Below are 26,082 nucleotides of genomic sequence, written 5' to 3'. Positions count from 1 at the left end.
CTTTTTTCCGTGTTCAGGCGTCAGCCTTGGCTGAAGTATGCGCGGCTTCGGACCACACCCGCTCAAGATTATAAAATGCACGCACCTCAGGCCGAAATAAATGAACGATGACGTCTTCGGCATCGATCAACACCCAATCACTCGCCGTAGCGCCCTCCACTTTGGCGCGACCAAATCCAGCCTCCTTGAGGCGACGCAAAACTTTGTCGGCCATAGCGCTGACGTGACGCTGAGACCGGCCGCTAGCGACAATCATTGTGTCTGCAATATCAGTCTTCCCGGCAAGGCTGATCGTCACGACGTCTTCGGCCTTGTCGTCATCCAACTCCTGCAGAATAAGATTAAGAATTGTCTTGCTGCGCTCTTCCGGCGATAATCCCGCAAGCAGTATTTCGCCATCATACACATGCTCATTCGTATCAGCATCGCTATGCTGCGTATTGTGCGGAACAAGCTTTAGGGCAGCCTTGCCGGCGGCTGCATTACCGGGCTGTGAATTCAGCGTTTTCCTCCATGGGCCACACGGGGCAAATACCCGCATTGCTGAATATAAGACGCTTCAGGCTACGCTCCAACCGAAGGCGCAAAATTAACTGTTGCTCAAAAGGCACGCAGCGTACCAAGCGCGCTCATCAGTCCAATGCTTGTCCAGTCGCCAGGGCGTCTGGTTAACCAAGGTCTCAAAACTATCAACCGTAAACTTGTGAGAATTTTCCGTATGTAATGTCTCGCCAGCGTCGAAAGAAAAGGTGCGCCCGTCAAGAGATATTGCAGTTGGCCTTTCAGCACGCAAATGCATTTCAATACGGCTCTCACTCTCATTATAAAAAGCATGATGCTCAAAATCGGAAATCTCGAGTTGCGCGCCCAATTCATTTTGCATGCGTAGAAGGAGATTTTTGTTAAATGCCGCAGTGACGCCTTTCTTGTCATTATAAGCAGCTTCCAACACCGCTTTGTCTTTAACGAGGTCAACTCCGATTAAAAATTGCGCGCCTTCACCAAGAGTAACAGATGCGCGCTTCAAAAACTCCACAGCCGTCTCCGGCAACATGTTACCGATTGTTGAGCCGGGAAAGTATCCCAGCCAGCAGCCGGGTTCCGGTAAAACACCTTGCGGAAAATGAATAGGCGCATGGAAGTCAGCACATATTGCGGCGACAGGCACTGGCAAAACCGACGCGAGCGTTTCGGCGCTCTCAAGCAAGTGTTCTCTTGAGATATCCATTGCGACATAAGCCGAGGCATTTTCTATACCGCGCGCCAGCCACTCCACTTTTTCACTCGACCCGGATCCATATTCAAAAATTGCGGCCCCGGCGCCAATAGAATTCGAAATTGCTTTCGCATGTTTGAGAAATGCCTTCTTCTCAGTACGAGTCGGATAATACTCCTCAAGCTTGGTGATTTGATCGAATAACTTCGAACCGCGCTCGTCATAAAAATATTTTGGCGAGATGGACTTTACCGACGCTGACAAGCCTTCAATAGCGTCTTTGCTAAAATCACCTACGTCCGGGTGCAAATCAAGGAAATATGCAAGCGGGCCGTACGGCGCATGCAAATCATCCGTCTGCGAGACTGTTTCATTAGAATTTCTGATCGTTCTCTTCCTTATCTCAGTTGAAGAAATCGGATTCTCCGTTTCTTCGAAAAACGTCCAGACTGGCGGTTCTTGGTTCGCCAATCCACACCCGCTTTCCTCTGACTGCCGGAATTGCGAAAAATGCTTCGCGTATTCACTATTCAGCACGTGGTCTTCAAAACCTGGCCTATTAAAAACGGCTATTGGTACAGCCGCCGCAATTTTCATCCAGTCTTTCCAACGATGGAAGCTTTCAAGGCTATCCGCGCCCATCAACCAAACAAAATTAACATCCGGGTTAAGTGCTTTGATATGGTCCAACGTTTCGACTGTGTATTGAAGGCCATGCCTGTTTTCAAAATCACTTATAATAATGTTTGGGTGAGAGCTAACTTCACGTGCTGTTTTTAGGCGCTCACTGTAAGGCGCGTAGCTACGTTGATCTTTAAGAGGGTTGCCGGGGCTTACAAGCCACCAAACAGCGTCCAAACCAAGCCGTTCAAGAGCCAAACGTGAAATTTCACGATGCCCTTCATGGGCAGGGTTAAAAGACCCGCCCAATAATCCAATACGGCGATTTTTATTGCCGCTAGTTTTCAAACCGCCCCGTCTTTCCACGTCAGGTAATCAGAAGATGCGTTTCAGTACGATTACATAGTGCCACGATACGCGAATGCCAAATGAGGCTAAGGTGACCAACCGGCGTCCTCATCTTCTGTTTGAACAGTGTCCTCAGTGCGCGTTTCAGCAGCTAAACGAAAGATTTTTCCCACCAGAGCTGGAACACCAGCACCGGAAACACCTGAGACAGCGAAAACAGATTTATTTGCTGTTTTCTCGAGCGCAGATTTTTTTTCTTTTATCTCTTCCTCACCAAGCGCGTCGATCTTGTTGAGCGCGAGAATTTCTTTCTTGCCGGCAAGCTCTCCGCCATACGCCGTAAGCTCTCGCCGAACCGTCATATAGTCCGCAGCAACGTCTTCGGCTGTCCCGTCCACGAGGTGCAATAGAGCCGCACATCGCTCAACATGACCGAGAAACCTGTCACCGATTCCTGCACCTTCATGAGCGCCTTCAATAAGACCTGGTATATCCGCAAGGACGAAACTCTGCCCGTCTCCAACCCGTACAACACCAAGATTTGGGTGCAAAGTTGTAAACGGGTAATCGGCGATCTTTGGTTTTGCGGCAGAGATTGCCGCAAGAAAAGTAGACTTGCCGGCATTCGGCAACCCGACGAGACCGATATCCGCAATCAGTTTCAAGCGCAGCCAAATTGTCCGCTGCTCACCGGGCTGACCCGGATTTGCGCGGCGCGGCGCCTGATTTGTCGATGATTTGAAGCGCGCATTGCCGAAGCCGCCATTGCCGCCTTTCGCCAGCAGCACGCGTTCATTTGGCTCGTCGAGGTCAGCAATTAGCGTATCCTCGTCTTCTTCGAAGATTTGCGTCCCTACCGGCACCTTGATCACCAGATCATCGCCGCCAGCGCCGGTGCAGTTTGATCCTTCACCAGGACGGCCGTTTTTCGCTCGGAAATGCTGTTGGTAACGATAGTCGATCAACGTATTGAGATTATCCACCGCTTCGGCCCACACGTGACCTCCAGCGCCACCATCCCCGCCATTCGGACCACCGAATTCGATAAACTTTTCCCGCCGGAACGACATGCATCCATTGCCGCCCGCTCCACTTTGTACATAGATCTTAGCGCGATCGAGAAATTTCATGCCGTTTTATAGGCCTAGAAGCCCGCGCTCCAAACTCATTTGCTGCAATCCATAGATGTCATTTCTTGCCGTCATGCCTATGTTGAGCGTCCAGCCGCAGCAAGGAATTTCAATGACTGACACCTCGAATATATTATTTCAACCATTCGAGCATGGCCAACTAAGCCTTCCCAACCGCATCGTCATGGCCCCCATGACCCGAAGTTTTTCGCCGGGCAATGTGCCGGGCTCTGATGTAGCGGCCTATTATCGCCGAAGGGCAGAGGGTGGTGTCGGCCTGATCCTATCTGAAGGCGTTTCTACAAACGCCGTCACCGCCACCGGCACGCCGAATGTGCCCAATATCGTCAGTGATGAGGCCAAGGCAGGATGGGAAAAAGTCATTGCCGGCGTTCATGAGGCGGGCGGGAAAATGGGCCTTCAGCTCTGGCATGAGGGGCCATTTCGCAACCCTGCGAAAACCGAGCATCCGAATACGCCGTCATGGTCTGCATCGGGTTTTAAAATGCCTGGCAAACAGCTGTGGAAACCGATGACGGAAACTGAAATTGAAACGGCGATTACCGAGTTTGTGGACGCCGCCGTTACAGCGAAGGACCTTGGATTTGACTGCGTCGAGTTTCATGGCGCTCATAGCTACTTGATCGACAGTTTCTTTTGGAGCGAGACCAATCAGCGAACGGACCAGTGGGGCGGTGACTGGTCGGGGCGCTCGCGCTTTGCCTGTGAAATTATTCGCCGTACGCGCCAGAAAGTTGGCTCTGATTTTCCTCTCATCATTCGCCTGTCCCAATGGAAGCAGCAGGACTTTGCGGCAAAGTACGCGCATAACCCTGATGAGCTTGAGAAATGGCTAAAGCCCCTGGTTGATGCCGGAATTGACATCATTCACTGCTCTCAGCGTCGCTTCTGGGAACCGGAATTCGAAGGCTCGAGCCTTAACTTTGCCGGCTGGGCAAAAAAACTGACGGGCAAGCCATCGATCTCAGTAGGCTCTGTCGGACTGACTGGCGAGTTTACAGCCGCCTATGCTGGCGAAATCTCAGAGCCGGCAAATCTCGACGAACTTGTTCACCGCATGGACAGCAGCGAATTTGATCTTATCGCCGTCGGAAGGGCGCTTTTACAGGATCCGCAATGGGCAATAAAGATCAAAGCAGAACGCCATGATGAACTAATGTCGTTCTCGAAAGACGCCCTCACGACACTTTCATAAGGCAAACCCATGATTACAGTTCATCATCTTGAAAATTCCCGCTCACAACGCGTCCTCTGGCTGCTTGAGGAACTTGGCGTCGAATACGAGGTCAAGCGTTACGACCGGGACAAAAAGACCAATCTAGCCCCGGCAACGCTGAAAAAAGTTCACCCGCTCGGGAAGTCGCCCGTCATCGAAGATCGTGGTGCGATTTATGCGGAAACTGGGGCGATGATGGAATACATTGTCGATCAGTATGGGAATGGGCGGCTTCGCCCGCCGCAGGGCGGCGCACTTTATGAGAAATACCGGTACTGGATGCATGCAGCGGAAGGCTCTTACATGCCCCCGCTAGTGCTGACATTGATGCTGAACCGGATGGAAACGGCGCCGATGCCGTTTTTCGTTCGTCCGCTCGCCAAGCGGCTCGTGAAAGGCGTCAAAGACGGCTATCTCGATCACACGATGAAGGCGCTTTTCGATTATCTGGAAGCCGAACTGAGTACTGATGCATGGCTTGCAGGACCGGATATGACGGCAGCAGACATCATCATGAGTTTTCCTATGGAAGCGTTCACAGCTCGCGGAAATATTAAAAATTATCCAAATGTCGCAGCTGCAGTTACTCGGATACAGCAACGTCCTGCTTACCAGCGCGCGCTTGAGCGCGGCGGCCCCTACGCTCTTATGCGATAACAATATTGTGTGGTACTGGCCTTGCCGCCGCCATATTTGCGGCGGGTTTTTGACTTTCCGGGCGCTAATATCGTCAGATCTCTAATTGAGAAGGGAAAAGGAATGAGTTTCGCCTTGCTTTCAATGATTTCGCTGACATGCGCGGACTTCGTCGCGCCGCAAACTGCGGCTGCATCCAATACGATTGCTGTCGCAATGGTGCAGGAAGAAACATCGCAACAACAATCAACACAGCCGCAGCAAGACGCTGCGGAGAGTTCACAACGCGAAGAAGCCGCGGGTTTGCCGTTAGAAGACGACCTTGTATTCGAAGAAGAGGATGATGACACCGTCGCAGAAAACCTCATCAGCTATATCGAAAATCTCGACACTCTAAACGGGGATTTCACGCAGATTGCTCCATCGGGCGCGATTTCTTCCGGCAAGTTCTATTTGCGGCGCCCAGGCTTCCTGCGTTTCGAATATAACCCGCCGACACCGCTCCTTATCGTCGCTAACGGCGGGCTCGTTTATGTACGAGATCAAGACCTCGAGACAACTGATTCATACCCAGTCGGAAAAACACCGTTGAAATTCCTGTTGAGCAGGGAAATTGATCGCGACGATGCAAAAATCGTAAGCGTTGATCGCGGAGTGGATAATGTGGCCGTCACATTTTCCTCCACCAATGAAGAAACAGAAGGCGAGTTGACCCTGATCGCATCAGCGCCTGAATTTGACCTTCGCAGGTGGATCGTGCGCGACGCCCAAAACGGTATAACCGTTGTCACTCTCGACAATGTGAAAGTCGGCGAACGCCTTGATCGGGAATTATTCCGCGCGCCAGACGCTGGCGGCCGCTTCCTGGATCGTTAGAGGAAGGGTTAAATTGCCATTTTGTAACAGTGTCACATGCAAGTTTTTTTTGACGCCTCTATTGAAAAACTGGCCGGTGATGCGTTAATGTAACAGTACGCGATAGGCGTTCAAGATCGGGCCGGCGTTGCCCCCCCGCTTGCAGGCCTGATAAGCCGTCGCGTCGCCGGAATATCCCCTCCCGGCGTAGGCGCAACAGCGCAGCTTGGCGTCCGATCTTTTGTAAGGTCGGACGCCTTTTTTCTTTTGGTTAGCGCTCGCTAAGCGCCAGCCGGAATCTGAAAGTCGAACGCGATGGACGAAACAGAACTCGAAGATCTCGAACGCGAACTGCCAGGCCTCGCACGCCTTTCCCGCTTCGCACGTTCACTGGACCGTATCCCGTGGTTCGCCAATATCGGCGAGGCGCTAACGCCAGGCGCAAAGGCCGCCGCAGACGATTATTGTTCTGGCCTCGGTTTTCCTGATGCTGACATCGCAATGCTCCTCGACTGGGACGATGCCGCCGCCGCCGCGGAAAGCCTCGACTGGCAAAGCCCGGCATGGGAGGCGGAAGAATCTTTACGCGCGGACCTAACAGGCCGTGCGCTGGAACTATTATCAGAAGACGCCCTGCGAATCGGAATGGCCCTGATCGCCGAAAAAGTATCTTCGCCGGCAAAGGACGCCATCGAAGAGCTCTCCTATTTGAGCGATCTTGATGACGAGGCGATCCAGACCCTTGGTGTTGGCGCTGCCGTTCAAGCGGCTAACGGCGCCGCTCTGGCGTTAATCGCCGCCGCGGACACCGACTTCGACGCTGAAAACCATCCATTCGCAGCCAAGTTTCGGCTTTTCGAATTCGGTCGGTGGCCGGTGAGTATTACAGGTTCGTCGTTCAACCTGTTTTAAAATTAATCGCCGCCGCGATTAGCAAGTAAATTGCTATCGCTGTCAGGATATACTTAAAGCCGCGCTTGAATGTCCGTTCAGGCATGCGGCGCAAGAAATGCGTGCCAGCATATGTGCCCGCAAAGCCCGAAAGCAGTATCGCCACAATAACAAAAGCCCACTCGGCGAACGCAAACCCCAATACCCCAAAGGCGATAATCTTGAACGTATGCTGAAACACCATGCAGGCGGCATGAGTAGCGACAAGATTCAGCCTGTCGAGTTTTGCTGCTGAGAGCATAGTGGCGGCGATCGGACCAGTAGCGCCGAAAAACATCGTTAAAAACGACGCAACAACGCCAGTCGTAAAAAATGTTATCCGTCCCGGTGCAAATTTTTTGATGCTTGGACCCCAGACGGAATAGAGGATGAAAAGCCCTACGCCGCCTCTCAATAGCCAGACAGGCGTTTCCACCGCCAGCCGTCCGCCGATGGCGGCGCCGATCACCCCGCCAGCGCTGAACATAACCACAATGGACCAAACTACGTCTTTTCGTTGCAGATAAAATCGTCCGGCGTTCGACCCTGCTTGCGCGACGCCGTGCACCGGGATCACCGCTGGCGCCGGGAAAACGGCGCTCATCAAAGCAAGAAGAGCCAGTCCGCCGCCAAGCCCGAAGGCGGCTGTCAGCGCTGCTGTAAAAAAACTGGCCATTACGGCCGCTACGGCAGCCCAAATCGTAAGGTTTTCCGGAAGGAGTATGAGGTCAATCGCCATTTCGGGGGTAATATGACGCACCGCCTTTCGCCGCAATCGCCTTTCTCATCCTCGGGTTGACGCCGCCAAATTCCTCGGCCTAATGCCGATCAGAGCCCACCCGTCATCCCATCTGGCAAATATATGAAAATTACCACCTGGAACATCAATTCCGTCCGGCTACGTATCGATCTCGTGAAAAAGTTTTTGACGCAAGAAGACCCTGATGTTTTGTGCCTTCAGGAAATCAAATGCCTTGAAGACAACTTTCCGGCAAAAGCGCTCCATGAAGCGGGGTACGAGCATCATGCGATTTCAGGCCAGGCAGGGTATCACGGGGTGGCTATCGTCTCGCGTTTGCCACTTAAAAAAATTGAAAAGCGTGAATTTTGCGCCAAGGGAGATTGCCGGCATGTCGCTGCGAGCCTTCCGGGTGGCGTGCGTATTCATAATTTTTACGTTCCCTCAGGCGGCGACGAGCCAGACCCCAAAACGAACGATAAGTTCGCTCATAAACTCGACTTCCTTGAAGAGATGGCCGAATGGTTCGCTGAGCTTGGACCTCGCTCCAAGTCCGTACTTGTAGGTGATTTGAACGTAGCGCCATTCGAACACGATGTGTGGTCTCACAAACAGCTTTTAAAAGTGGTTTCACATACGCCTGTAGAAGTTGAAAAGCTTGGCAAGGTCGTCGACGCCCACGGCTGGATCGATGTCGCGCGCGAGCTTATCCCTGAACCGGAGAAGCTTTATACCTGGTGGTCTTACAGAGCACGGGATTGGAAGAAATCAAACCGTGGACGACGCCTTGATCACATATGGGTCAGCCCAGCTTTAAGAAAGCCTGCACTCTTTGGCGGCCCCTCAGCATACACCATTCATGAAGACGCCCGAGGCTGGGAGAGACCGTCCGATCACGCGCCAGTTTCGCTGAAACTGGATTTATAAATGCGGTTCGAGCGCCTTCACTAGCGCATCGACATCATTTTCGTCGTTGTAAAGATGAAATGACACACGCACCGCGCCAAGTCGTGTGTCATGGTGAATGCCCGCCTGTGCTAAATGAGCTGCTGCGGCTGCGTAGTCCTTTACCTTTATCAAAACAGCAGAGCCGCGCATTCCTTCCCGGATTGTTGAAAGAAATGCGCCCTTAGGGAGTGCGTCGGCCAAACGAGACAGAAGCCGTTGATTATGCTCATAAACCCGCTCAACACCATATTCATTGATAACATTCTGGCCGGCCAGCGCCCCAGCGAGTGGCGCGACAGAAGGCGTCCCGCCTGTAAATCGGCCAACGCCCTCTGCATATTTGAAATGTTTTATATCGAACTCAAACGGGTCTTTGTGAGAAAACCAGCCGACATTTAGTGGCGCACACTGATTAGCGCTTTCCCTATCCGCCCACATCCAGGCAGCACCAGGACCGCCACACAAATATTTCAAGGACGTTCCAAGGGCAAAATCAGGCCGCCATTCGTTCAACCGAACAGGAACAGCTCCAGCGGCTTGCGCCGCATCAACCAAACAGAACACGCCCTTTTCCCTGGCGCGTCTGGCTATCTCTCTGACAGGAGAGAGGACAGATGTATTTGAAAAAACCTGCATGACGGCCACAAGCTGAACGTCATCTTCAAATGCTGGCGCCCATGCGTCCGGATCGGCGAGCCGCGCTCCGCCCGGTAAAAAAACAATCTCGTAGCCAAGCCGCCGACCTTGCGCCAAGGCAAATCCCATTGTGGGGAAGTCGTCCTCTGTCAATACGATCTTACGTCTTCTTCGCCGTTCCGGCAGAGAAAGCATTATCTTAGATGCGCCATCCGAAACGTTGGATAGCGGACAAATGTCTTGCGGGTGCGCACCAATAATTGCCGATAGCCCCCGCTTGAATCCGTCAATGGCGCCAAACCAAGGCTCCCAAACATGAAAACCTTCTTTTTCCCACGGGTCTGCGAAACCATTACGAAAAAAGTTATCGTATGATATCGGCTGAGCCCCTACAGAATGCGATAGAAAGTAATGCTTATCCGGAAAATGAAACTGATCGCGCACTATCTTACCCTGCGAGGCGGCGTAATTCTTCACGTGTCATAGCACCTGGCACAACAGTGACCGGGATAGGCCTGGCGCCAAGATAAGCTGGCTTTTGGGCAAGCGCCGAAACTAACGGACCCGGACCCTTTTGACCTGCAGATGCACCGAGAAACAAAATCGCGATTTCTTTGTCTTCTTCAATCAGCTTCTTCAATTCATCGACTATAGCGCCCTCACGCATGATCAGCTCAGGCTCCTCGCCCGCTTGCGCCTTCACCTCCGCTGCAAATTCATTAAGCAGCGCTTCTGCTTTTTCTTCTGCCTCAGCGCGCATGGTTTCTTCCACCGTAGCCCAATGCCCAAACTCCGGCGGCTCCATCACATGCAACACCAAAACGCGTGCATTGGAACGTTTTGCCCGCCTTCCCGTAAAGAAGGCGGCTAGCCTTGCCTCAGGGCAATCAGACGCGATCAACAGAAATTTGATTCGTCCGTCCTCGTCGGCTTCGTCCGCTAGTTTAGTATCGCTCATACGTATATCATGCCCTGAAATGGCTTGCTGCGTCTACTTGACCACGTCGCGCGGGCAACATTACCGCAAGAGACGGGTATCAACAGGGTCAGGCAATGCGCGGCTATTTCGGAATCGGGTCAGAACGCATATCGAAAGCAATGAATTTGGGCGCCGTTTTGCGCACCGCACATGCATTTAACGCCAGTTTTACTTTCACGATCGCAGCACATCATCGAGCCAAGGAAATCAACTTGTCTGATACGGCCAGGAGCGCGGCACACGTGCCGCTCTACGAATGGGAAAGTCTTGATGAAATGCGCCTGCCGAAAGGTTGCATGCTCGTTGGCGTTGAGCTGGATGAAAACGCCATTGATCTGCCACAGTTTCAACATCCATTGAATGCTGCCTATCTGCTGGGGCCAGAGAAAGGCGATCTTTCACCTGAAGCCAAAATGCTGTGCGGGACTATTGTAAAAATTCCAACCAGATTTTGCGTCAACCTATCCGTGGCTGCGGCGCTCATCATGTATGACCGTACCATTAGTCTTGGAGGATACGGCCCTAGGTCTAAAACACTAGCCGCACCGCCAAGAGAAGAATGGCGCCAAGTCAGAAGGCAGAAATAAAGCAACAGAAAACGCCGCCGGCTGATGAACCGGCGACGTTATCAGAAACAGCCGTTTGTTTTTAGCGGCGTTTTGTCTTGCGTTTGGTCTTACGTTTTGCCGGCGCTTTACGTTTAGCCGTTTTACGCGCTGTTGTTTTCTTGCGTGTCGTTTTCTTTGCGCGCTTTGCAGGAGCAGCGGCAGCCTCATCCATTTTATCGAGGGCCTCAGCATATGACCGCAACGCCTTCATAAACCCGGCCTGTTGCGTCTTTGGCAGAACGGATAGGGCCGCCTTTTCTGCTTTCGCTACCTTGGCGTTTGCAGATGTCAGCATGCGCTTGCCCGCAGCCGTGATAGAGACCGCGTTAGCTCGTGCGTCTTCCTTGGTGCGCTTGCGGGACAGCAACCCTTTTTTCATCATGCGCGCGATCATGTCAGCGAGCGTTGAGCGGTCAATTCCTGTGTGCCGAACAAGGTCCGTCTGGCTTAATCCTTCGTTATTTGCGACCACATGCAGCACTTCATATTGACGTGGCGTCGGACCTGTGTTGCCGACAGAAGACGAATAAAGGTCGTGGGCGTACTGTTGCGCACGGCGCAGCAGGTGTCCTGGTGAATTCTTAAGTGAATAAGCCATCTTGTTCTCCATACTTGGCTTCAAAAAGGCGGTTAGCGACGCCATGGCTGTTACTTAGAAGCACTATGCACATGGCTGGTCTGTTTGCGGTGTAAATTCCTGCGAGCTGGCGAGGGGTTCGCTTTGCATGATTCTGGTTGGCGTGCAAAATTATACTCGGTGCGGAATGTTCAACATGACGATTAAAGTCACCTTATTGGCGTCATCTACAAAAATGCACCGCCTACGGTCAATCCCCAAATTAGGGTCTAAACGGATATTCTACAACCAAGCGATCACTATTTTGTCAGGAAGCCGACCATGAATGATCAGTATGGACGAGAACCGAATTTCGAACGCGCTGTTCCGCCTGGGGATAATATGGAGCGGTCCGTATGCTCTGAATGCGGATTCGTTGACTATCAGAACCCAAAAATCGTTGTCGGCTCCGTAACAACCTGGAACGATAAAATCCTGCTTTGCCGCCGCTCTATCGAGCCAAGGAGCGGCTTTTGGACGTTACCTGCAGGCTATCTGGAACTACATGAAACGCCTGAGGTTGGAGCAAAACGCGAAGCTCAGGAAGAAGCATGCGCCAGTATAGAAATCGACCGGGTGCTGGCGATTTATTCTATCCCGCGTATTTCACAAGTGCAGATAATATATCGCGCTACATTGAAACAAGATGAGATCGCAGCGGGCCCTGAAAGCCAAGAGGTTAAACTATTTCCCTGGAATGAAATCCCTTGGACGGATCTCGCGTTCCCGAGCGTCGACTGGGCCTTGAGGCACTATCGCGAGGTTATCAATGCTGAACAATTTTCTCCTTTTTCCAATCCTCAGGAAGGACTTTGATCGGATTTTCCGCTTTCGTCTTCTTCCCTAGGCATGTGCTTGGCGATTAGCGGCGCCTGAAACCCGGTGAACACTAAACTGATGATAGTGAAACCGAAGACTTTCAAGTTCACCCAGTGCTTTTCGCCGCTGCAGGCCGCCCCACCAGCTAGGTCGCAATCGCGCATGAAATAACGCCAGGCGATTTCATTTGCGACAGCAAGAACCGCAAAAAAAATCGCATACCTTTTAGTAAGCTTTCGCCATGCTTCATCTGGCATATGAAAGGCGCCGTCGAAAAGAATTTTCAAAAAATTTTGCCGGGTTACGATACCCGCAGTCAACACCGACGTAAAAAGGGCGTACACAATGGTCGGCTTCATATAAAAAAATGTCTTATTGTGCAGAATTAGGGTCAATGAACCCAAAACGCCAACTATCACGCCGGTCACGAGTAACATCGGCGCAACCCGTCGTTCTTTCCAAACAGAATAAATAAATGCGATTAAAAACGCCGGCATGAAAAGTCCGACGGCAAGAAACATCTCTTCGCCATCAGCAATGGACCAATCCTCTCCGATAAGACCACCTGCGAAAGGCGCGAGGCGTTGCCCGAGAAAGTAGGCGATCATAAACACAGCAAGCGGGCCCATATCCACTGCCAGCTTCGCTCCGCCTGTCAGCCTTTGCCCTTGGTTGATTGTTGTACCTGTCATCCCTGCTCCGTAATTAGTGATTCAGCTCTTCAGCAGCGCCCGAAAGCGCCCTTGCGAATGCGTCAGCACGAAATTCCTGCAAATCTTCAACCCCCTCACCAACACCGATAAAGTGGATTGGCAGGGAAAATTTATCTGCAAGCGCCACCAGCACGCCGCCGCGGGCCGTGCCGTCAAGCTTTGTCATGACAAGACCGGTAACGCCGGCAATCTCTTGAAAGGCTTCTGCCTGACTGAGCGCGTTCTGTCCCACGGTAGCATCGAGCGTCAAAACCACATTGTGCGGGGCGGTCGCGTCAAGCTTCTTGATGACACGAACGATTTTAGCCAGTTCGTCCATTAGTTCGCGCTTATTCTGAAGGCGGCCAGCCGTGTCGATCATGAGAACATCCGTTCCCGATTCTTGCGCTCGTTTGACCGCGTCATAAGCGAGACCTGCCGCGTCTGCCCCTATCTCTTTTGTGACGACAGGCGCGCCAGTACGCTCACCCCATACCAATAGTTGTTCGATTGCCGCCGCCCTAAACGTATCACCTGCAGCCAGCATGACACTCAACCCTTCGTCTGCAAACTTCCGGGCGAGCTTACCGATTGTGGTTGTTTTTCCGGCGCCATTGACGCCTACCATAAGCAAGATGTGAGGCTTTTTTTCCCTATCAATCGTTAGGCTCTGCTCCAGGGGGGTTAACGACATCGCCACTTCGGACGCCAAGGCTTCACGCACCTCCACATCTGAGATTTCTTTGTCGAATTTATCTTTTGCGAGCGCTTCAGTAATACGCGTGGCCGCCGGCACACCCAAATCCGCCGTTACCAACAGATCATGCAGCTCTTCCAGAGTTTCATCATCTAGGCGGCGTTTCGTGAATATGGCTGTGACGCCATCGGCCAGTCTATTGGATGACTTTGATAGCCCCGAGCGCAGGCGCGAGAACCAGCCGCTTTTCTTTTCTCCCGACTTCTTTTCGCTCGCCTTTAGGCCCGGCCCAGCTTGGACATCCCGGCCCTCGCCTAACGGCTCTGGCTCACCAGCCGCCTTATCCGATTCCCCTTCAGGCTGCCTTTTAAAGAGTCCGGAGAAAAATTTATTCGCCACTGGCCGCAAACCCACTTGAAAAGTTTCTATACGGTGTAATTATCATATTGCCGCTGAACTTCTTCAGCTGCTTATGGAGAGCCTTATGGCCAACGCAAAACCCCAAGCTAAACCCGCAGCAAAGCCAACCACAAAGCCCGGTGGCAAGCCAGCCGCGAAACCAGTCGGCAAACCCGCCAAATAACCCCCATTGCCGTTCAGAAAAAGAGCCGCCCTTCCAAAAGGCGGCTTTTCTTTTACCACCTGGCCTAAACGAGGGCGCCAACAAGACGTTCTCCATCACGGGCGGAAACTTTTACCTTAACAACCTCGCCTGGATTAACCTGCGAGTCATTCAGGCCGACTTGCGCATAGTTGCCGAGCCGCGCAGTACCGCCGCTTTCCTGAATGGCCTCAAATGTCTTTCCAACTTGTTGGTCTAAAAACTTTTTTAGGTTCTTTGAACCCGCCTCTCTAAGGCGGCGAGCACGCTCCTTTGCAATTTTTCCCGGAACTTGGGGCATCCGCGCTGCCGGCGTGCCCATACGAGGAGAGAATGGAAAGACGTGCAGGAACTGCAGTCCTGCCTCATAGATAATACCAAGACTGCGCTCGAACATGTCGTCGGTTTCTGTCGGGAAACCAGCGATTATATCAGCGCCAAAGGCAACTTCAGGACGGCGCTCACGAACAGTGCGGCACAACTCAATAGCTTGCTCGCGCGTATGTCGGCGTTTCATTCGTTTTAATATCAGATTGTCGCCAGCCTGTAACGACAAATGAAGGTGTGGCGCTACACGTTCATCGCCAATAATACGTTCCAACAGGGCTTCATCGATTTCCGCCCCGTCAATCGACGAAAGACGCAAACGGTATAATTCGGGCACGGCATCCAGTAGAGACCCTACTAAGGTTCCAAGAGTTGGCGCGCCTTCAAGGCCATCGCCGTAAGACGTTATGTCAACACCGGTTAGAACAACCTCCCGATGTCCCGCGTCAACCATGCGGTGCGTCTGTTCAATAATTGTATCAATAGGCACAGAGCGGGAGTTCCCGCGACCGTAGGGTATGATGCAGAACGTGCACCGATGGTCACAACCGTTTTGAATCTGCACAAACGCCCGAGCACGATCGCCGTATCCGTCCAGCAAATGACCGGCTGTCTCGCGGACTGACAGAATGTCATTTACCTGGATGACTTGATCTTCCGTTGCAGCCAATTTGCGCCAGTGATCTGGGTTCAGCTTTTCATGATTGCCAAGGACAGCAGAAACTTCCGTCATGCTGGCGAAAGTGTCCGGCTCGGTTTGCGCGGCGCATCCCGTTACAATTATTCTGCTGTTAGGATGGTCACGCTTCGTACGCCGAATACGCTGGCGTGCTGTACGGACAGCTTCGTTTGTTACCGCACAGGTATTGATAATAATCGAGTCGCAGCATCCGTTTTCGCGAGACAGCCGCCGCATCATCTCGCTTTCCGCCAGATTAAGACGGCATCCCAACGTTATTATTTCATCTGGATCTGACATAAGGGGCTATTTGAGCGATCAAAGCCCCAAGCACAACAAGCGGCGAGAGAATTTTTCAGGCCCTGCGTGTACCGGCACATTCTGGTGACGAGACTGCATGCGCGCGATCAGCTAATGCTTCGGTTCTTAAAGCACGCATAACCTGATAAAAGTCATGCTCTCTAATACTCCTGATTAGCGCCTCTGTCGGATCGAGATCAGGCCTTTCCTCAAGAGCCTTCTTCAAAATTGACGCGGCCTCGGTGCTGGTTATTTGGCCGGATACAGCGAGTTGGGCAATGTAATAAGCACGTTTTAGAGGGGTCGTCGCTTCTTCGGGACGCAATGCATCACGCAAACGGAGTATATACGCGCCATCGGATTTGACGCACAGACGTGTGTTCCGGTCACCATTCTCAACCAGAACGCCATTAATCATCAGCTCTTCGTGAGGACGTAACTTTAATACCAACCCGCTCACAGCATCTTTCCTCCAAGCAGCTATAGCGCTCCACAGATATGCAACCCTTGGTTGATAACATACAACCATGCCGTGAAGAAACGCAAGGCGTCACATTACTAGCCGAAGGAATAGACTTAGTTTTCCATTGCCAGGATGATTGAAAAACCAACCACCATAAAAAGAGCAATTGGAAAAAACGCTCCGATGATGGCCGGGACCACCCCTAGCGACCCGAGCGCCAACGCCAGATTTTCAGCCACAAAGTAGCCAAACCCAAGAGCGGCCCCGGTTACGGCCCGAACCAACAAGACGCCCTGACGATGAACGCCAAAGCCGGCGATCGCCCCAAGCAACGGCATGACGAGCGTGGCTAAAGGTTTTGAAAACCGGCTGAGCAGCGAAGTCATCGCGCTTCGCGTGTCAGCACGGTCCTGACTGAGTTGGCGAACTTTCGCCACCAGTTCTCTTATGCTGGTCTGGTCCGGCTCAAGCGTGAGTGCGAACAAAAGCTCCGGATCGAGCGTGTTTGTCCAGATGACGCTCTCACTGTTGCTCACCTCGAGAGATAGAGCGCCAAGCGTACGCGCTCCAAACAACCGCCAACCGCCTTCGTGATACCTGGCGTTGCGCGCCTCGATTATGTTGGTGATCAATCCCGATGAATCCACACTGTATATCGTGACATCAGTAAGCAATACATCCTCACCAATTCGCGCAGCGCTGGCAGAACGAATAAACTCTCCGTCGTAGCTGATACGCACACCTGTACGCGTATCGCTTTCGGGAGGCAGGTCGACAGCGTATTCATTGAACGCCCAATAATCCAACTTTTCCGATGCTGGCACGGTGACCGTTTCATGAAAAACAAAATGGCTGAGCGCGATCAGCGCGCAGGTAAAACCTAACGGAAACAGCACGCGATGAATAGACATGCCAGCTGCGCGCATAATGGTGATTTCACTCGTATGGCTTAAGCCAGCCAGCGTGAAAACAATTCCAAGCAAAGCCGCAAATGGCGTAAACTGGCTGGCGATCTGTGGCGCGCGTAATGATATGTAACGCCATACGGAACTGATACCTGCACCTTCCGCTGACAGTATATCTTCAGACCTGTTCAAAAGGTCGAGCATCTGCAGAATCAACACAAAAAATATCAACAGCGCGAGAAAGCGCACCAGAAACAAGCGCCCTACATAAAGGGTAAAAATCTGGCCTGCGAAATTCATTCGGCGATATCCGTTGCCGGCGCCGCAATACGCACCGTATCTTGAGACCGCCTCGCCATAACCTTCGTTGTTCTGGCCTTATCTATTGATCCGACATAGAGCGATAGAGAGAGCATTATGAAAACTGCAAATATGCCCCACATGGAAATCCATGGAGACAAAATTCCGTCCTGTGCGACAACCTTGCCCCACTCTTCCAAGAGCTCGTGATAGACAATCAAGATGGCGATACCGATTACAGGTTTTAAATTAGAAGCGCGCCGCCGCCCGGTAACCCCCATCGCCACAGCAAGTATTGGCAACACCAGAAACGTCAACGGATGCAGAATACGCCAGTGCAAACCAGCACGATATTCATAAAAAAGTGGTGACGATTGCGGCGATTCGCTTGCTAAAAGCCTCACAATTTCAGTGATGGTCGCCTCACGTTCGTCACCACCGCGCTCGCGAAAAACGCCGATAGCGGGCAAGTCAACTTCCAAATCAAAAGTTTCAAAGTTCAAGGTTTGAATCCGGTCCCCAAGGGGGTTCAGAATTACCTGACGGCCATCCGTCAATTTGAGCAACAACGAAGAAATTTCAGGCGTGGTTGAAATCGCCCCGTAGCGGGCCGTAATGATGGTTTTCCCGCCATCTAGACTGCGCCGTTCCAGAAAAATCTCCCGCGCATCTCTGGTTTCGGGATTAATCTCTCCAAGCCGGATCGTCACGCGGTCGCTGATGTCGATGAACTCACCCGCCGGGATTTTTATCCCGAGCGCGCCACTGGTCACATCGAAACGAATTTGCTGATATTCATACCGGGCAAATGGCTGAACATATGACACCAGCAAAAAGTCAAGCACCATGATGAACGCAATCAGAACGTAGATGGGACGCATCAACCGTCCGAACGAGGCTCCGCTGGAACTGAGCGCATCCAGCTCGCTCGACATTGAAAAGTTCCGGAACGCCAGCATAACACCGAGAAACGTCCCGAGCGGCAACGCCAGCCCAAAATAGTGCGGCACCAGATTCGCCAACATGCGCCAGACAACATCCACAGGCCCCTGCTCGGCCAAAACAAAATCAAACAGCCTGAGCATATGCTCCAGAAGGAGCAGCATGCCTGCCACCATAAGCGCCAGAATCAAGGGGGTCGCTACAGCGCGGAGAATATAACGGTCAATGAGATGCATGCAGCGGGGGGCGCACCTGCCAAATTGGCTACAATGAAGCGACAACGGTGGTTCCGAAGATCGCAAGACTTAGCGTCTGTAGCGAATTCCGGACCAATTCGGAAGCCGGTCCATGGAAATCCGGTATTCTTATGCAGGTGACGTCCGATACTCGGTTTTCGCCAGATGCGCGGTAGCGAAGAACATGGCGATATTAAATAGTTGAGACAATCCCGCCTCCGCCACCAACATACCGGCGACAGCGGCTTCCGGCGCCCCGACGATCGGTGAAAGGCTTAACGCAGCCCCTAAATAGACGATGTCCTGGTTTGGCAAGAACGGCACCCGGCTTAGAACGAGCTGCATGGCGATAAATGTCATCCACGCCATCAGCGGCGCCCCCGGCAAGGCCGCCGAATACATCGCCGCATGCAAGATAATGATTAAGAGCTGCCGCCCACTATGAACCCCAATGAGCTTAGGCATAACGCCTTTAGGCAAGGCCATGAGCTTGTCGCGAAACACCAGCACCAGTACCGAGAGCGTTCCGGCGGATAAAAACGCCAACGAAAACAACCAGCCAGCCCCAGGAAAGGCCTCAAGGCCAGCCTGCAAGCCGCCAGTTAGCGCAAGGGCGATGACTAAAACCACTGTCGCCGCATTCGATGCAAAAGCTGACAACAGGTTATTGTCTTTTACGCCAACGAGAATTTCCTTGCTTTGAAGCCCTAACCTTCGGCGCGCCCATAATGTGAGGAAAGCTTCGCCGGAATAGCCCATGACGGCGAAATTATAGACCCGCTTGCGAATGAAGACAAAAAAATGACGTATCAAAGGCAGTGACCAAATGATTTCATAAAGCGCAACTTCAGAAACGGGGACGGCGAGAAACCGCAGCACAAAGAAGAAATAAAACCATGGAGATTCCGGTAGCGCGCCCAGAACCTCGACCCAGCCGACCTGACTAAGCTTAAAAAGCAAGTAGATGATAATAAGAGCCAAAAGCCCGTATTGGATAAATTTTAACGCGCGCTGAACATCTTCGCGCTCACGCAGTAACGCCCATCGATGCCGCGCTGCTGTTCCAGCCGTTTTCAGCGCTTCTAGAACCATTGAGAATTCTCTCAGGCCACATGCGGTCGCACCGAAGCGCGCGATGCATTTTCTTTTTGCTCTGATAGTGCGAAGTTTTCGATGGCCTCGTAGTAATGCTTGACAAGTTCCGCAAGTATCGCATCCCAGCAATACCGCTCACTGCGCTGTCGCGCTGTAGCGCCCAGCTGTCGACGAAGCTCAGCGTCTGACGCCAAAAAGGAGATCTTCTCGGCAAAGCCCTTCGCACACGGATCAGCAACAAAACCTGTCACACCGTCTTCTATAAGGGATTTGCTTCCGGCGGCCGCGGCGCCAATGGATGGCAATCCTGAGGCCATGGCCTCCAATGTAACATTGCCAAAAGTCTCTGTAATGCTTGGGTTAAAAAACATATCTGAGCTCGCATAGGCTCGCGCAAGATCTTCTCCCTGCAAATAACCTGCGAACACTGCGCCTGGCAACAACTCAGCAAATGCCTGCCGTTCCGGCCCGTCGCCAACGATGAGCGCCTTTAATGATGAATTCTTTGCCTGAGCTCGTTTGAAGGCGTCAGCAAAAATATCGATGCCTTTTTCCAGAACAAGCCGGCCGACAAAAGCAACAAGGACATCGCTGTCTGCAATCCCATTTGCACGACGCCAGCCAACGTCGCGCTTGCCAGGGTTAAACAACGCACCGTCAACTCCGCGCGTCCATAAGCGAATGTCACGACCGATCTCATCCGCCCGCAATTCGTCGACCATTGAATGAGACGGTGCATAAACATGTTCGCATCGCGCATAAAAGCGCCGCATATAGTTTGTGAGGTGCTTTTCCAGCCAGCTCATTTTATAATAACGCGGATAGGTATCGAAACGCGTATGAAAGGATGCGACTGCGGGTATATTGTTTTTACCAGCGTAACCAAGCGCACTTTTGCCTGTGTAGTCGGGCGCCGCGATATGGATGATGTCAGGAGAGAACTCTTTTAGTCTACGTTTCAAGCCTCCCCTCAGCCCAAGACCCAGTCTATATTCACTGCGTTTGCCAGGGAAAGCGACTGAAGGAACGGAAACAAGCGTTCCTGAATGTTGAAATGCGGGCTTCCTGCTTGTGGGCGCAAAAACAAGAACTTCATGACCCTGACGTTCCAGATACGCCACCAGCATATTGAGCGCCCGTACTGGTCCATCCATCACATAGTTATAGTTTCCTGAGAACAGGGCTACGCGCAGCTTTTTTTTCGGAGCCTTTTCGGGCGCGTTCATTCTGGTTTCTCGGTGACCGCTTACGGAAAGCTTTTTTCGGCAAGGGGCGAAAAAAGCATTATCTAGCAGAAGGATCAACCGTTTGATGCCTTCCAGCACCAGTTTCCTTTAACCGTCCCGCTGCCCTTCCACCCAATCCCAGAAAAGAGCCGAGATATCTGCACCACCGAAGCGGCGCACTTCCTGGACGCCAGTTGGCGAAGTGACATTAATTTCCGTAAGATAGTCGCCGATGACGTCTATACCTGCGAAAACCAGTCTTCGCTGAGACAACACCGGACCAATCCGGTCACATATCTCTTGATCACGTTCATTCATTTCGACTGGCTCGGCCTTGCCGCCGACATGCATGTTAGAACGCGTTTCACCTGCTGCGGGCACTCGGTTAATCGCGCCAACCGCCTCGCCATCCAGCAGAATAATGCGCTTGTCACCTTTGGTGACGGCGGGGATGAATTTCTGGGCGATCATCGGCTCACGAAAACTCTGCTCAAACAGTTCCAAAAGCGCGTTAAAATTTCCGTCATCAGGGCGCATGCGAAAGACGCCCGCACCACCGTTTCCATAGAGCGGCTTTATGATGACATCGTTGTGTACGGATCGAAACTCCCGAACCGCTGACAAATCGCTCGTAATGAGGGTTGGCGGCGTAAGGTCCTGAAACTCCGTAACGAATAACTTTTCAGGCGCGTCGCGTATTGCTCGCGGGTCATTCAGCACTAGAACGTCGGGCACTAGCCGCTCCAGCATTTGTGCTGCCGTGATATACGCCATATCAAACGGCGGGTCCTGACGGATAAGAACGACGTCCACTTCCCGCAGACTGGTCACAACGGGCGCGCCTAGCTGAACATGGTCGCCCTGTTTACGCTGGATAGCCTCTACAGCCCGCGCTCGCGCCAGCACGTCATTTCCATTTAGCTGAAGCCCTTCAGGCTGATAAACCAGTACGCCATGTCCGCGGCTGTGCGCCTCCAGCGCCATGTCGAACGTGGTGTCCGCGTTGACATCCACGGACTGAATAGGATCCATCTGTATAGCGATTTTCAGCATAGCTAGGATACTTCGCTTTGGCCCAAAGCCTACTTTGTCAGGTCGCGCACAACGACATGGCTGACGACTTTTTCTACACCGTTTACCGATCTTGCCAGCTTTACCGCTTCGTCAAGCTCACCCTGATTTCTGGCCCCGCCCAGAAGGTAGACGACTGCACGAGACACAGACATCTTGTAATCGCCACTTGAAACATCGTTGTCGGCAATCAAACGCGCTCTTAACGTTTGGTCAATTCGGCTGTCTTCAAACCCCTGCCCAAAGCTGGTTTTTTCGGCAATAATGATTTCATCGATTACCGTTTTGACGTTCTCAGCCTTCCATGCGTTTGCAATGAGTTGGCGCCTGCCTTCCTCTGATCGCATCGTGCCGGTGAGCATCAACCGCCCCTCATATAGAGTGATGTCGATATCACTGTAGTCATGAGACCTGTCTGTAAACAAAACGGCTTTAAGCTCAGCATTCCCCGAAATATCCGAAAAACTTTGATCGAGGGAACGGCTGGAGGCGCATGCACTGAGCAGTATTGCAGCACACAGAACAACGAACCGACTAGGATGGAAAAGCATAAGGCTGCTCCTTGAAAACTCTGTCGCAAACGAAACGATTTTCATGCATGCGCTGTTTCGGCCAATAGTGAAATAGGGCAGCCGTCAGAATTCGTCTCGCCAAGCGTCCGGCAGGTGCCGCATCCGCCAGCCCGCGAAGACGATTATATCGTATCGCACTTCGCTATCCGCAAGGTGAGCATGCCGCGAAAGAAACGCTTTTGCGGCTGCACTGATGCGATGGCGGCTTCGAGGCGTAACCGCCTCAATCGCAGCATCTAGCTCAGCCCGCGCTTTCACCTCAACAAAAACTAAAAGCCGCCCGCGCCTTGCGATGAGATCCACTTCACCGGCGGGCACGCGATAACGGCGAGCCAAAATTGCAAAGCCTTTCAGCGTTATGAGAATTGCGGCGCCCCATTCGGCAATCCTGCCCGACAGTTCCGCACGCCGGCGGCGGTCAGTTGACGGTCGGGCGCTCATCCGTTTCCCTTTAGCGCCAGCGCGCGATTATAAGCTTCCTTGCGGGAAACACCCAGCGCTTGTGCAGCCTCTGTGGCGGCTTCCCGAACATGCATGGATTTCAACGCATCTATCAAAAATGCATCCAGGTCCGCCTCATCAGTTCGCGAATCCTGAGGCGGGTGGACGATGATAACGATCTCTCCCTTGACCGGAGTGGCGGCGAATTGTTCCGCGAGTTCTGACAGCCGCCCTTCAGCAAAACTCTCATGCAGCTTGGTGATCTCACGCGCAACGACAGCAGTACGCTCGCCCAGCAGCTCAGCCATGCCAGAAAGCGCTGCTGGAAGCCTTGGCGCAGTCTCATAGAAAATCAGCGTCGCGCGAAGCGATTTGAGGCTATTGAGCATGGCGGTCCGGGCGCCTAGTTTGGCTGGCAAAAACCCGGCAAAGTAAAACTGATCGGATGGCGCGCCGGCAGCTGACAAGGCGGCGATAACGGCGGACGCCCCAGGCAGCGGGAAAACATTGATTCCATGATCGCGCGCTTCGCGGACCAATTTGTATCCGGGATCGGATACCAGGGGCGTGCCGGCATCTGAAACGAGACATATTACCGAACCTTCATTCAGTTGTTTCAAAATACCAGGGCGGACTTTTTTCGCATTATGTTCATGGTATGGGGCGCGACGAGTCTCGATCCCGTAAGCCGCGCATAGTTTCGCGGTCTGGCGGGTATCCTCACACAAGATCAGGTCCGCCGATTTCATGATTTCCACCGCCCGGTATGTCATGTCGCCGAGATTGCCGATTGGCGTGGCTGTCACATAAAGGCCGGGTTCCGGTCGCAGGCTGGGATTGCGCATAAAATATGCCATGGCCTGCAGACAGCCTAGCGTCAATCCGGGGGCTGAACTGAATGCAAATTGGTGGCGAAAGCAGCGTTTACGGCAGGGGCTGGCCCGGCTAGTCTGCCGCCCGGATCAGGCAAGGGGACCGAAGGAATGCGGAGCAACATTAGTGTGAAACTGGCCTTGGCGGCAATACTGACTGTATCGATCGCCGCCTGCGGTTCCTCTACGCCCACAAGGCCGAGCGGCCCGGTCATCAGCCAGCAGGATTATCCGGATCGCGACCGCGACGAAGACCAATATGAACTACCTGAATCCCCCTATCGCGAGGCTGAGCGCTATGACCGGCGCAATTTTGTCGAACCGCCGCATATGGATGATGAGCCGGTTCGAGTTGGCCTACTCCTGCCTTTCTCGGCCGATAATGAGGCTGCGCGCAGGGTTGCTTCCGCCATGTTCGACGCCGCCCAACTCGCCGTATTTGACGCTGGCGATGAAAAGTTTTTGCTGATCCCAAAAGACACCAGAGGCAATGCAGAGGGCGCAGCCTCCGCCGCACGTTCAGCGCTGGCCGATGGCGCCGAAATTATTCTCGGCCCGCTTTTTTCAGAATCCGTTGAAGCGGCCGCCCAGGTTACTCGCGCAGCGAGTACGCCGATGATCGCATTTTCGTCGGACCTCACAGCGGCGGGGAATGGCGTTTTTCTGCTGAGTTTCCCGCCCGAGCTTGAGATTGCGCGCGTCACCGAATTCGCCATGTCGCAAGAACTGACGCGGTTCGGGGTGCTGGCCCCAAGAACGGAATATGGCGACCGGGTTTCCGGCGCCTTCGCAGAAGAAGTCTTCACCCGCGGCGGCGTGATCGTTCACGAAGAGCGCTACGAGCAAGACCCGGACGCCATGCTGGAACCGGCCAAGCGGCTTGCGAAATATTCACAAGAAATCATTCCCCTGCAAATGCGTCACGAGTTTGAGGGCGACCGCTCCCAGCCGCAGCCGGAAAACGCCAGCGCCGAGGCGGGCTACACCCAGGGTTTCCAAGCGGTCTTGATGCCGGAGCAGGGAACACTATTGCGCGCGCTGGCGCCGCTTCTTCCCTACTACAATGTAGACATCAACCGAGTGAAGATTCTTGGCGTATCAGCCTGGAACAACCCACGCCTGACCCGCGAGCCCGCATTGCGCGGCGGCTGGTTCGCGGCGCCCGATCCGGAAATCACCCGCAGCTTTGAAAACCATTATGCCGGTGCGTTTGGCTCCGCCCCGCCCCGGCTAGCATCGCTGGCCTATGACGCAACCTTGTTGTCGGCGCGCCTTGCCGCAACACAGCGCCGGCGCAACCGGTTCGATCTTGACGCCATCGCCGACCCGAACGGTTATTTCGGCGCGGACGGCCTCTTCCGCCTCAATCCGGACGGCACTGTCGATCGCGGCCTCGCCATTCTTGAAATCCAGCCCGGCGGCATTCAGACCGTCGATCCGGCCCCGCGCAGTTTTGCCCCTGCCTATTAAATTCTAGACGTCTGTAAACGGAGCTTCGAATGACGCGAGCGTTTCGCCCGGCGATATTTTTCACTTTCATTTTGCTGTTAGCAACGCCCGCCCGGGCCGAGTCAGCGCTCGAACATCACACGGCGCCGATGCTGCACGCCGCAGCGGAAAAAGCCGCCGCCTTTGCTGAGAACAATTACGCTTTCACGGTGGAGCACTGGTCGAAGGAAGGCGATGATGAAATCGTCGCGACGGTCCGGTTCGACCCGCGCCGCGAGAAAGGCGAACGCTGGGCGTTGCTGGCGCCCGCTTATGAAGACCTCAACAAGGCTGGACGGAAAGCCTTAAAAGCCCTTGAAAAATCGAAAACCGAAGACCACCCGCTGCTTTATGACAAGCTCAACGAAATGGTCGAAAAAGCTGAACTGGTCGAAGAAACCGAAACGCACGCAGTGTTCGTCGCACAAGTCGATGAAGATGATTTTCCTAAAGACGCGCTTGAAGTTTTTATCACGCTCGACAAGGCGGGCGAATATGTCTCCAGCATCTCGGTAAGATCAAAAAAACCGTTCAAGCCGATGCCCATCGCCAAAGTGGAACACCTCATTCAGACGCAGCATTTCGCTGCGCCCGATGAAGACGGCGCCCCGGCGTTTCTGGCGCGCACTGAAGGCATTGTTTCGGGCGAAGCAATGTTTCGCGATTTCAAATCGGAAACACGGCAGGTGTTTTCCGATATCGAACTGGTTGAAATTGCGGCGGATAGCGCGGGGGAGTAACCCCTCGACCTTTCTATTTCCGTCATTACGGGTTGAACGAATTCGTTCAACGATCCGCAATCCATCGAAAAAACTTACTCATGGATCCCGGATCAAGCCCGAGATGACGACCACGCA

Annotated in this window: 28 protein-coding genes; 9 read left to right on the top strand and 19 right to left on the bottom strand. The window is 53.1% G+C overall.

Annotated features, from left to right (window positions below):
- Positions 1-13: 13 nt before the first annotated feature.
- The 3 genes from rsfS to obgE form a co-directional block, all read right to left on the bottom strand.
- Positions 14-541, bottom strand: a complete 528-nt coding sequence (rsfS, locus tag PUV54_RS06780) for a ribosome silencing factor (protein WP_274494854.1) — start codon at positions 539-541, stop codon at positions 14-16.
- 48 nt (positions 542-589) lie between these two features.
- Entirely contained in the window at positions 590-2,203 is a 1,614-nt protein-coding gene (gene egtD / locus PUV54_RS06775; protein ID WP_274494853.1) for an L-histidine N(alpha)-methyltransferase, read from the bottom strand.
- A gap of 68 nt (positions 2,204-2,271) precedes the next feature.
- Complete coding sequence (obgE, locus tag PUV54_RS06770; protein WP_274494852.1) at positions 2,272-3,315, bottom strand: GTPase ObgE; 1,044 nt, start codon at positions 3,313-3,315, stop codon at positions 2,272-2,274.
- Between the two features lie 112 nt (positions 3,316-3,427).
- Here obgE and PUV54_RS06765 point away from each other — a divergent pair, with 112 nt between their 5' ends.
- The 4 genes from PUV54_RS06765 to PUV54_RS06750 all read left to right on the top strand — a co-directional run bounded on the left by PUV54_RS06765 (position 3,428) and on the right by PUV54_RS06750 (position 6,955).
- Positions 3,428-4,531, top strand: a complete 1,104-nt coding sequence (locus tag PUV54_RS06765; protein ID WP_274494851.1) for an NADH:flavin oxidoreductase — start codon at positions 3,428-3,430, stop codon at positions 4,529-4,531.
- A 9-nt stretch (positions 4,532-4,540) separates the two neighbouring features.
- Entirely contained in the window at positions 4,541-5,209 is a 669-nt protein-coding gene (locus PUV54_RS06760; protein ID WP_274494850.1) for a glutathione S-transferase family protein, read from the top strand.
- A 102-nt stretch (positions 5,210-5,311) separates the two neighbouring features.
- Entirely contained in the window at positions 5,312-6,064 is a 753-nt protein-coding gene (locus PUV54_RS06755) for a LolA family protein (RefSeq protein ID WP_274494849.1), read from the top strand.
- 294 nt (positions 6,065-6,358) lie between these two features.
- Positions 6,359-6,955, top strand: coding sequence for a hypothetical protein (locus tag PUV54_RS06750; protein ID WP_274494848.1), 597 nt, complete (start codon positions 6,359-6,361; stop codon positions 6,953-6,955).
- Here the strand turns inward: PUV54_RS06750 and PUV54_RS06745 are convergent.
- A complete protein-coding gene (locus PUV54_RS06745; protein ID WP_274494847.1) occupies positions 6,942-7,733 on the bottom strand; it encodes a sulfite exporter TauE/SafE family protein in 792 nt (263 codons plus the stop codon). The two genes, PUV54_RS06750 and PUV54_RS06745, sit on opposite strands and share 14 nt — an antisense overlap.
- 102 nt (positions 7,734-7,835) lie before the next feature.
- On the opposite strand from PUV54_RS06745, the gene PUV54_RS06740 reads away from it, so the two are divergent.
- Positions 7,836-8,639, top strand: coding sequence for an exodeoxyribonuclease III (locus tag PUV54_RS06740; protein ID WP_274494846.1), 804 nt, complete (start codon positions 7,836-7,838; stop codon positions 8,637-8,639).
- On the opposite strand, the gene PUV54_RS06735 is transcribed toward PUV54_RS06740, so the two are convergent.
- On the bottom strand, positions 8,634-9,740 hold the full coding sequence (locus PUV54_RS06735) for an aminotransferase class V-fold PLP-dependent enzyme (protein WP_274494845.1): 1,107 nt from the start codon (positions 9,738-9,740) through the stop codon (positions 8,634-8,636). The genes PUV54_RS06740 and PUV54_RS06735 overlap by 6 nt on opposite strands.
- 4 nt (positions 9,741-9,744) lie before the next feature.
- Positions 9,745-10,254: a universal stress protein gene (locus tag PUV54_RS06730; protein ID WP_274494844.1), complete on the bottom strand. Its 510-nt coding sequence runs from the start codon at positions 10,252-10,254 to the stop codon at positions 9,745-9,747.
- A 95-nt stretch (positions 10,255-10,349) separates the two neighbouring features.
- Between PUV54_RS06730 and PUV54_RS06725 the strand changes: the two genes are divergently transcribed.
- The gene (locus tag PUV54_RS06725) at positions 10,350-10,862 is read left to right on the top strand and encodes an RNA methyltransferase (protein WP_274494843.1); all 513 of its coding nucleotides are present in this window, start codon (positions 10,350-10,352) and stop codon (positions 10,860-10,862) included.
- A gap of 61 nt (positions 10,863-10,923) precedes the next feature.
- Here PUV54_RS06725 and PUV54_RS06720 read toward each other — a convergent pair whose 3' ends face one another.
- Positions 10,924-11,481 carry a MarR family winged helix-turn-helix transcriptional regulator gene (locus tag PUV54_RS06720; RefSeq protein WP_274494842.1) on the bottom strand — a complete coding sequence of 186 codons (558 nt, stop codon included), beginning with the start codon at positions 11,479-11,481 and terminating at the stop codon, positions 10,924-10,926.
- Between the two features lie 300 nt (positions 11,482-11,781).
- Here PUV54_RS06720 and PUV54_RS06715 point away from each other — a divergent pair, with 300 nt between their 5' ends.
- Positions 11,782-12,315: an NUDIX hydrolase gene (locus tag PUV54_RS06715; RefSeq protein ID WP_274494841.1), complete on the top strand. Its 534-nt coding sequence runs from the start codon at positions 11,782-11,784 to the stop codon at positions 12,313-12,315.
- On the opposite strand, the gene PUV54_RS06710 is transcribed toward PUV54_RS06715, so the two are convergent.
- The 12 genes from PUV54_RS06710 to rsmI form a co-directional block, all read right to left on the bottom strand.
- Positions 12,300-13,010 carry an inner membrane-spanning protein YciB gene (locus tag PUV54_RS06710; RefSeq protein ID WP_274494840.1) on the bottom strand — a complete coding sequence of 237 codons (711 nt, stop codon included), beginning with the start codon at positions 13,008-13,010 and terminating at the stop codon, positions 12,300-12,302. The two genes, PUV54_RS06715 and PUV54_RS06710, sit on opposite strands and share 16 nt — an antisense overlap.
- A 13-nt stretch (positions 13,011-13,023) precedes the next feature.
- Entirely contained in the window at positions 13,024-14,106 is a 1,083-nt protein-coding gene (gene ftsY, locus PUV54_RS06705; protein WP_274494839.1) for a signal recognition particle-docking protein FtsY, read from the bottom strand.
- 248 nt (positions 14,107-14,354) lie between these two features.
- Complete coding sequence (gene mtaB, locus PUV54_RS06700; protein WP_274494838.1) at positions 14,355-15,614, bottom strand: tRNA (N(6)-L-threonylcarbamoyladenosine(37)-C(2))-methylthiotransferase MtaB; 1,260 nt, start codon at positions 15,612-15,614, stop codon at positions 14,355-14,357.
- A 55-nt stretch (positions 15,615-15,669) separates the two neighbouring features.
- Complete coding sequence (locus PUV54_RS06695) at positions 15,670-16,074, bottom strand: flagellar biosynthesis repressor FlbT (protein WP_274494837.1); 405 nt, start codon at positions 16,072-16,074, stop codon at positions 15,670-15,672.
- A 116-nt stretch (positions 16,075-16,190) separates the two neighbouring features.
- Complete coding sequence (lptG, locus tag PUV54_RS06690; RefSeq protein ID WP_274494836.1) at positions 16,191-17,282, bottom strand: LPS export ABC transporter permease LptG; 1,092 nt, start codon at positions 17,280-17,282, stop codon at positions 16,191-16,193.
- Positions 17,279-18,460, bottom strand: a complete 1,182-nt coding sequence (locus tag PUV54_RS06685) for an LptF/LptG family permease (RefSeq protein WP_274494834.1) — start codon at positions 18,458-18,460, stop codon at positions 17,279-17,281. The genes lptG and PUV54_RS06685 overlap by 4 nt, the downstream gene beginning before the upstream one ends.
- Before the next feature lie 129 nt (positions 18,461-18,589).
- Positions 18,590-19,552 carry a hypothetical protein gene (locus tag PUV54_RS06680; protein WP_274494833.1) on the bottom strand — a complete coding sequence of 321 codons (963 nt, stop codon included), beginning with the start codon at positions 19,550-19,552 and terminating at the stop codon, positions 18,590-18,592.
- A gap of 11 nt (positions 19,553-19,563) precedes the next feature.
- Complete coding sequence (locus tag PUV54_RS06675; RefSeq protein WP_274494832.1) at positions 19,564-20,781, bottom strand: glycosyltransferase family 4 protein; 1,218 nt, start codon at positions 20,779-20,781, stop codon at positions 19,564-19,566.
- A 108-nt stretch (positions 20,782-20,889) separates the two neighbouring features.
- Positions 20,890-21,834 carry a glutathione synthase gene (gshB, locus tag PUV54_RS06670; protein ID WP_274494831.1) on the bottom strand — a complete coding sequence of 315 codons (945 nt, stop codon included), beginning with the start codon at positions 21,832-21,834 and terminating at the stop codon, positions 20,890-20,892.
- Between the two features lie 29 nt (positions 21,835-21,863).
- Positions 21,864-22,403, bottom strand: coding sequence for a BON domain-containing protein (locus tag PUV54_RS06665; RefSeq protein ID WP_274494830.1), 540 nt, complete (start codon positions 22,401-22,403; stop codon positions 21,864-21,866).
- Between the two features lie 84 nt (positions 22,404-22,487).
- Positions 22,488-22,865, bottom strand: a complete 378-nt coding sequence (locus tag PUV54_RS06660; protein ID WP_274494828.1) for a YraN family protein — start codon at positions 22,863-22,865, stop codon at positions 22,488-22,490.
- A complete protein-coding gene (gene rsmI, locus PUV54_RS06655) occupies positions 22,862-23,710 on the bottom strand; it encodes a 16S rRNA (cytidine(1402)-2'-O)-methyltransferase (RefSeq protein ID WP_274494827.1) in 849 nt (282 codons plus the stop codon). Before rsmI ends, PUV54_RS06660 begins: the two co-directional genes overlap by 4 nt.
- 138 nt (positions 23,711-23,848) lie before the next feature.
- On the opposite strand from rsmI, the gene PUV54_RS06650 reads away from it, so the two are divergent.
- Both PUV54_RS06650 and PUV54_RS06645 read left to right on the top strand, forming a co-directional pair.
- A complete protein-coding gene (locus tag PUV54_RS06650; protein ID WP_274494826.1) occupies positions 23,849-25,207 on the top strand; it encodes a penicillin-binding protein activator in 1,359 nt (452 codons plus the stop codon).
- A gap of 29 nt (positions 25,208-25,236) precedes the next feature.
- Positions 25,237-25,965 (top strand): hypothetical protein, encoded by a 729-nt coding sequence (locus PUV54_RS06645; RefSeq protein WP_274494825.1) that lies wholly within the window; start codon positions 25,237-25,239, stop codon positions 25,963-25,965.
- Positions 25,966-26,082: the final 117 nt, after the last annotated feature.

Source organism: Hyphococcus flavus, from assembly GCF_028748065.1.
GTDB classification, from domain to species: Bacteria; Pseudomonadota; Alphaproteobacteria; order Caulobacterales; family Parvularculaceae; genus Hyphococcus; species Hyphococcus flavus.
Note: the sequence above shows the minus strand (reverse complement) of the source record. Positions and strands in the feature narration are given on the sequence as shown.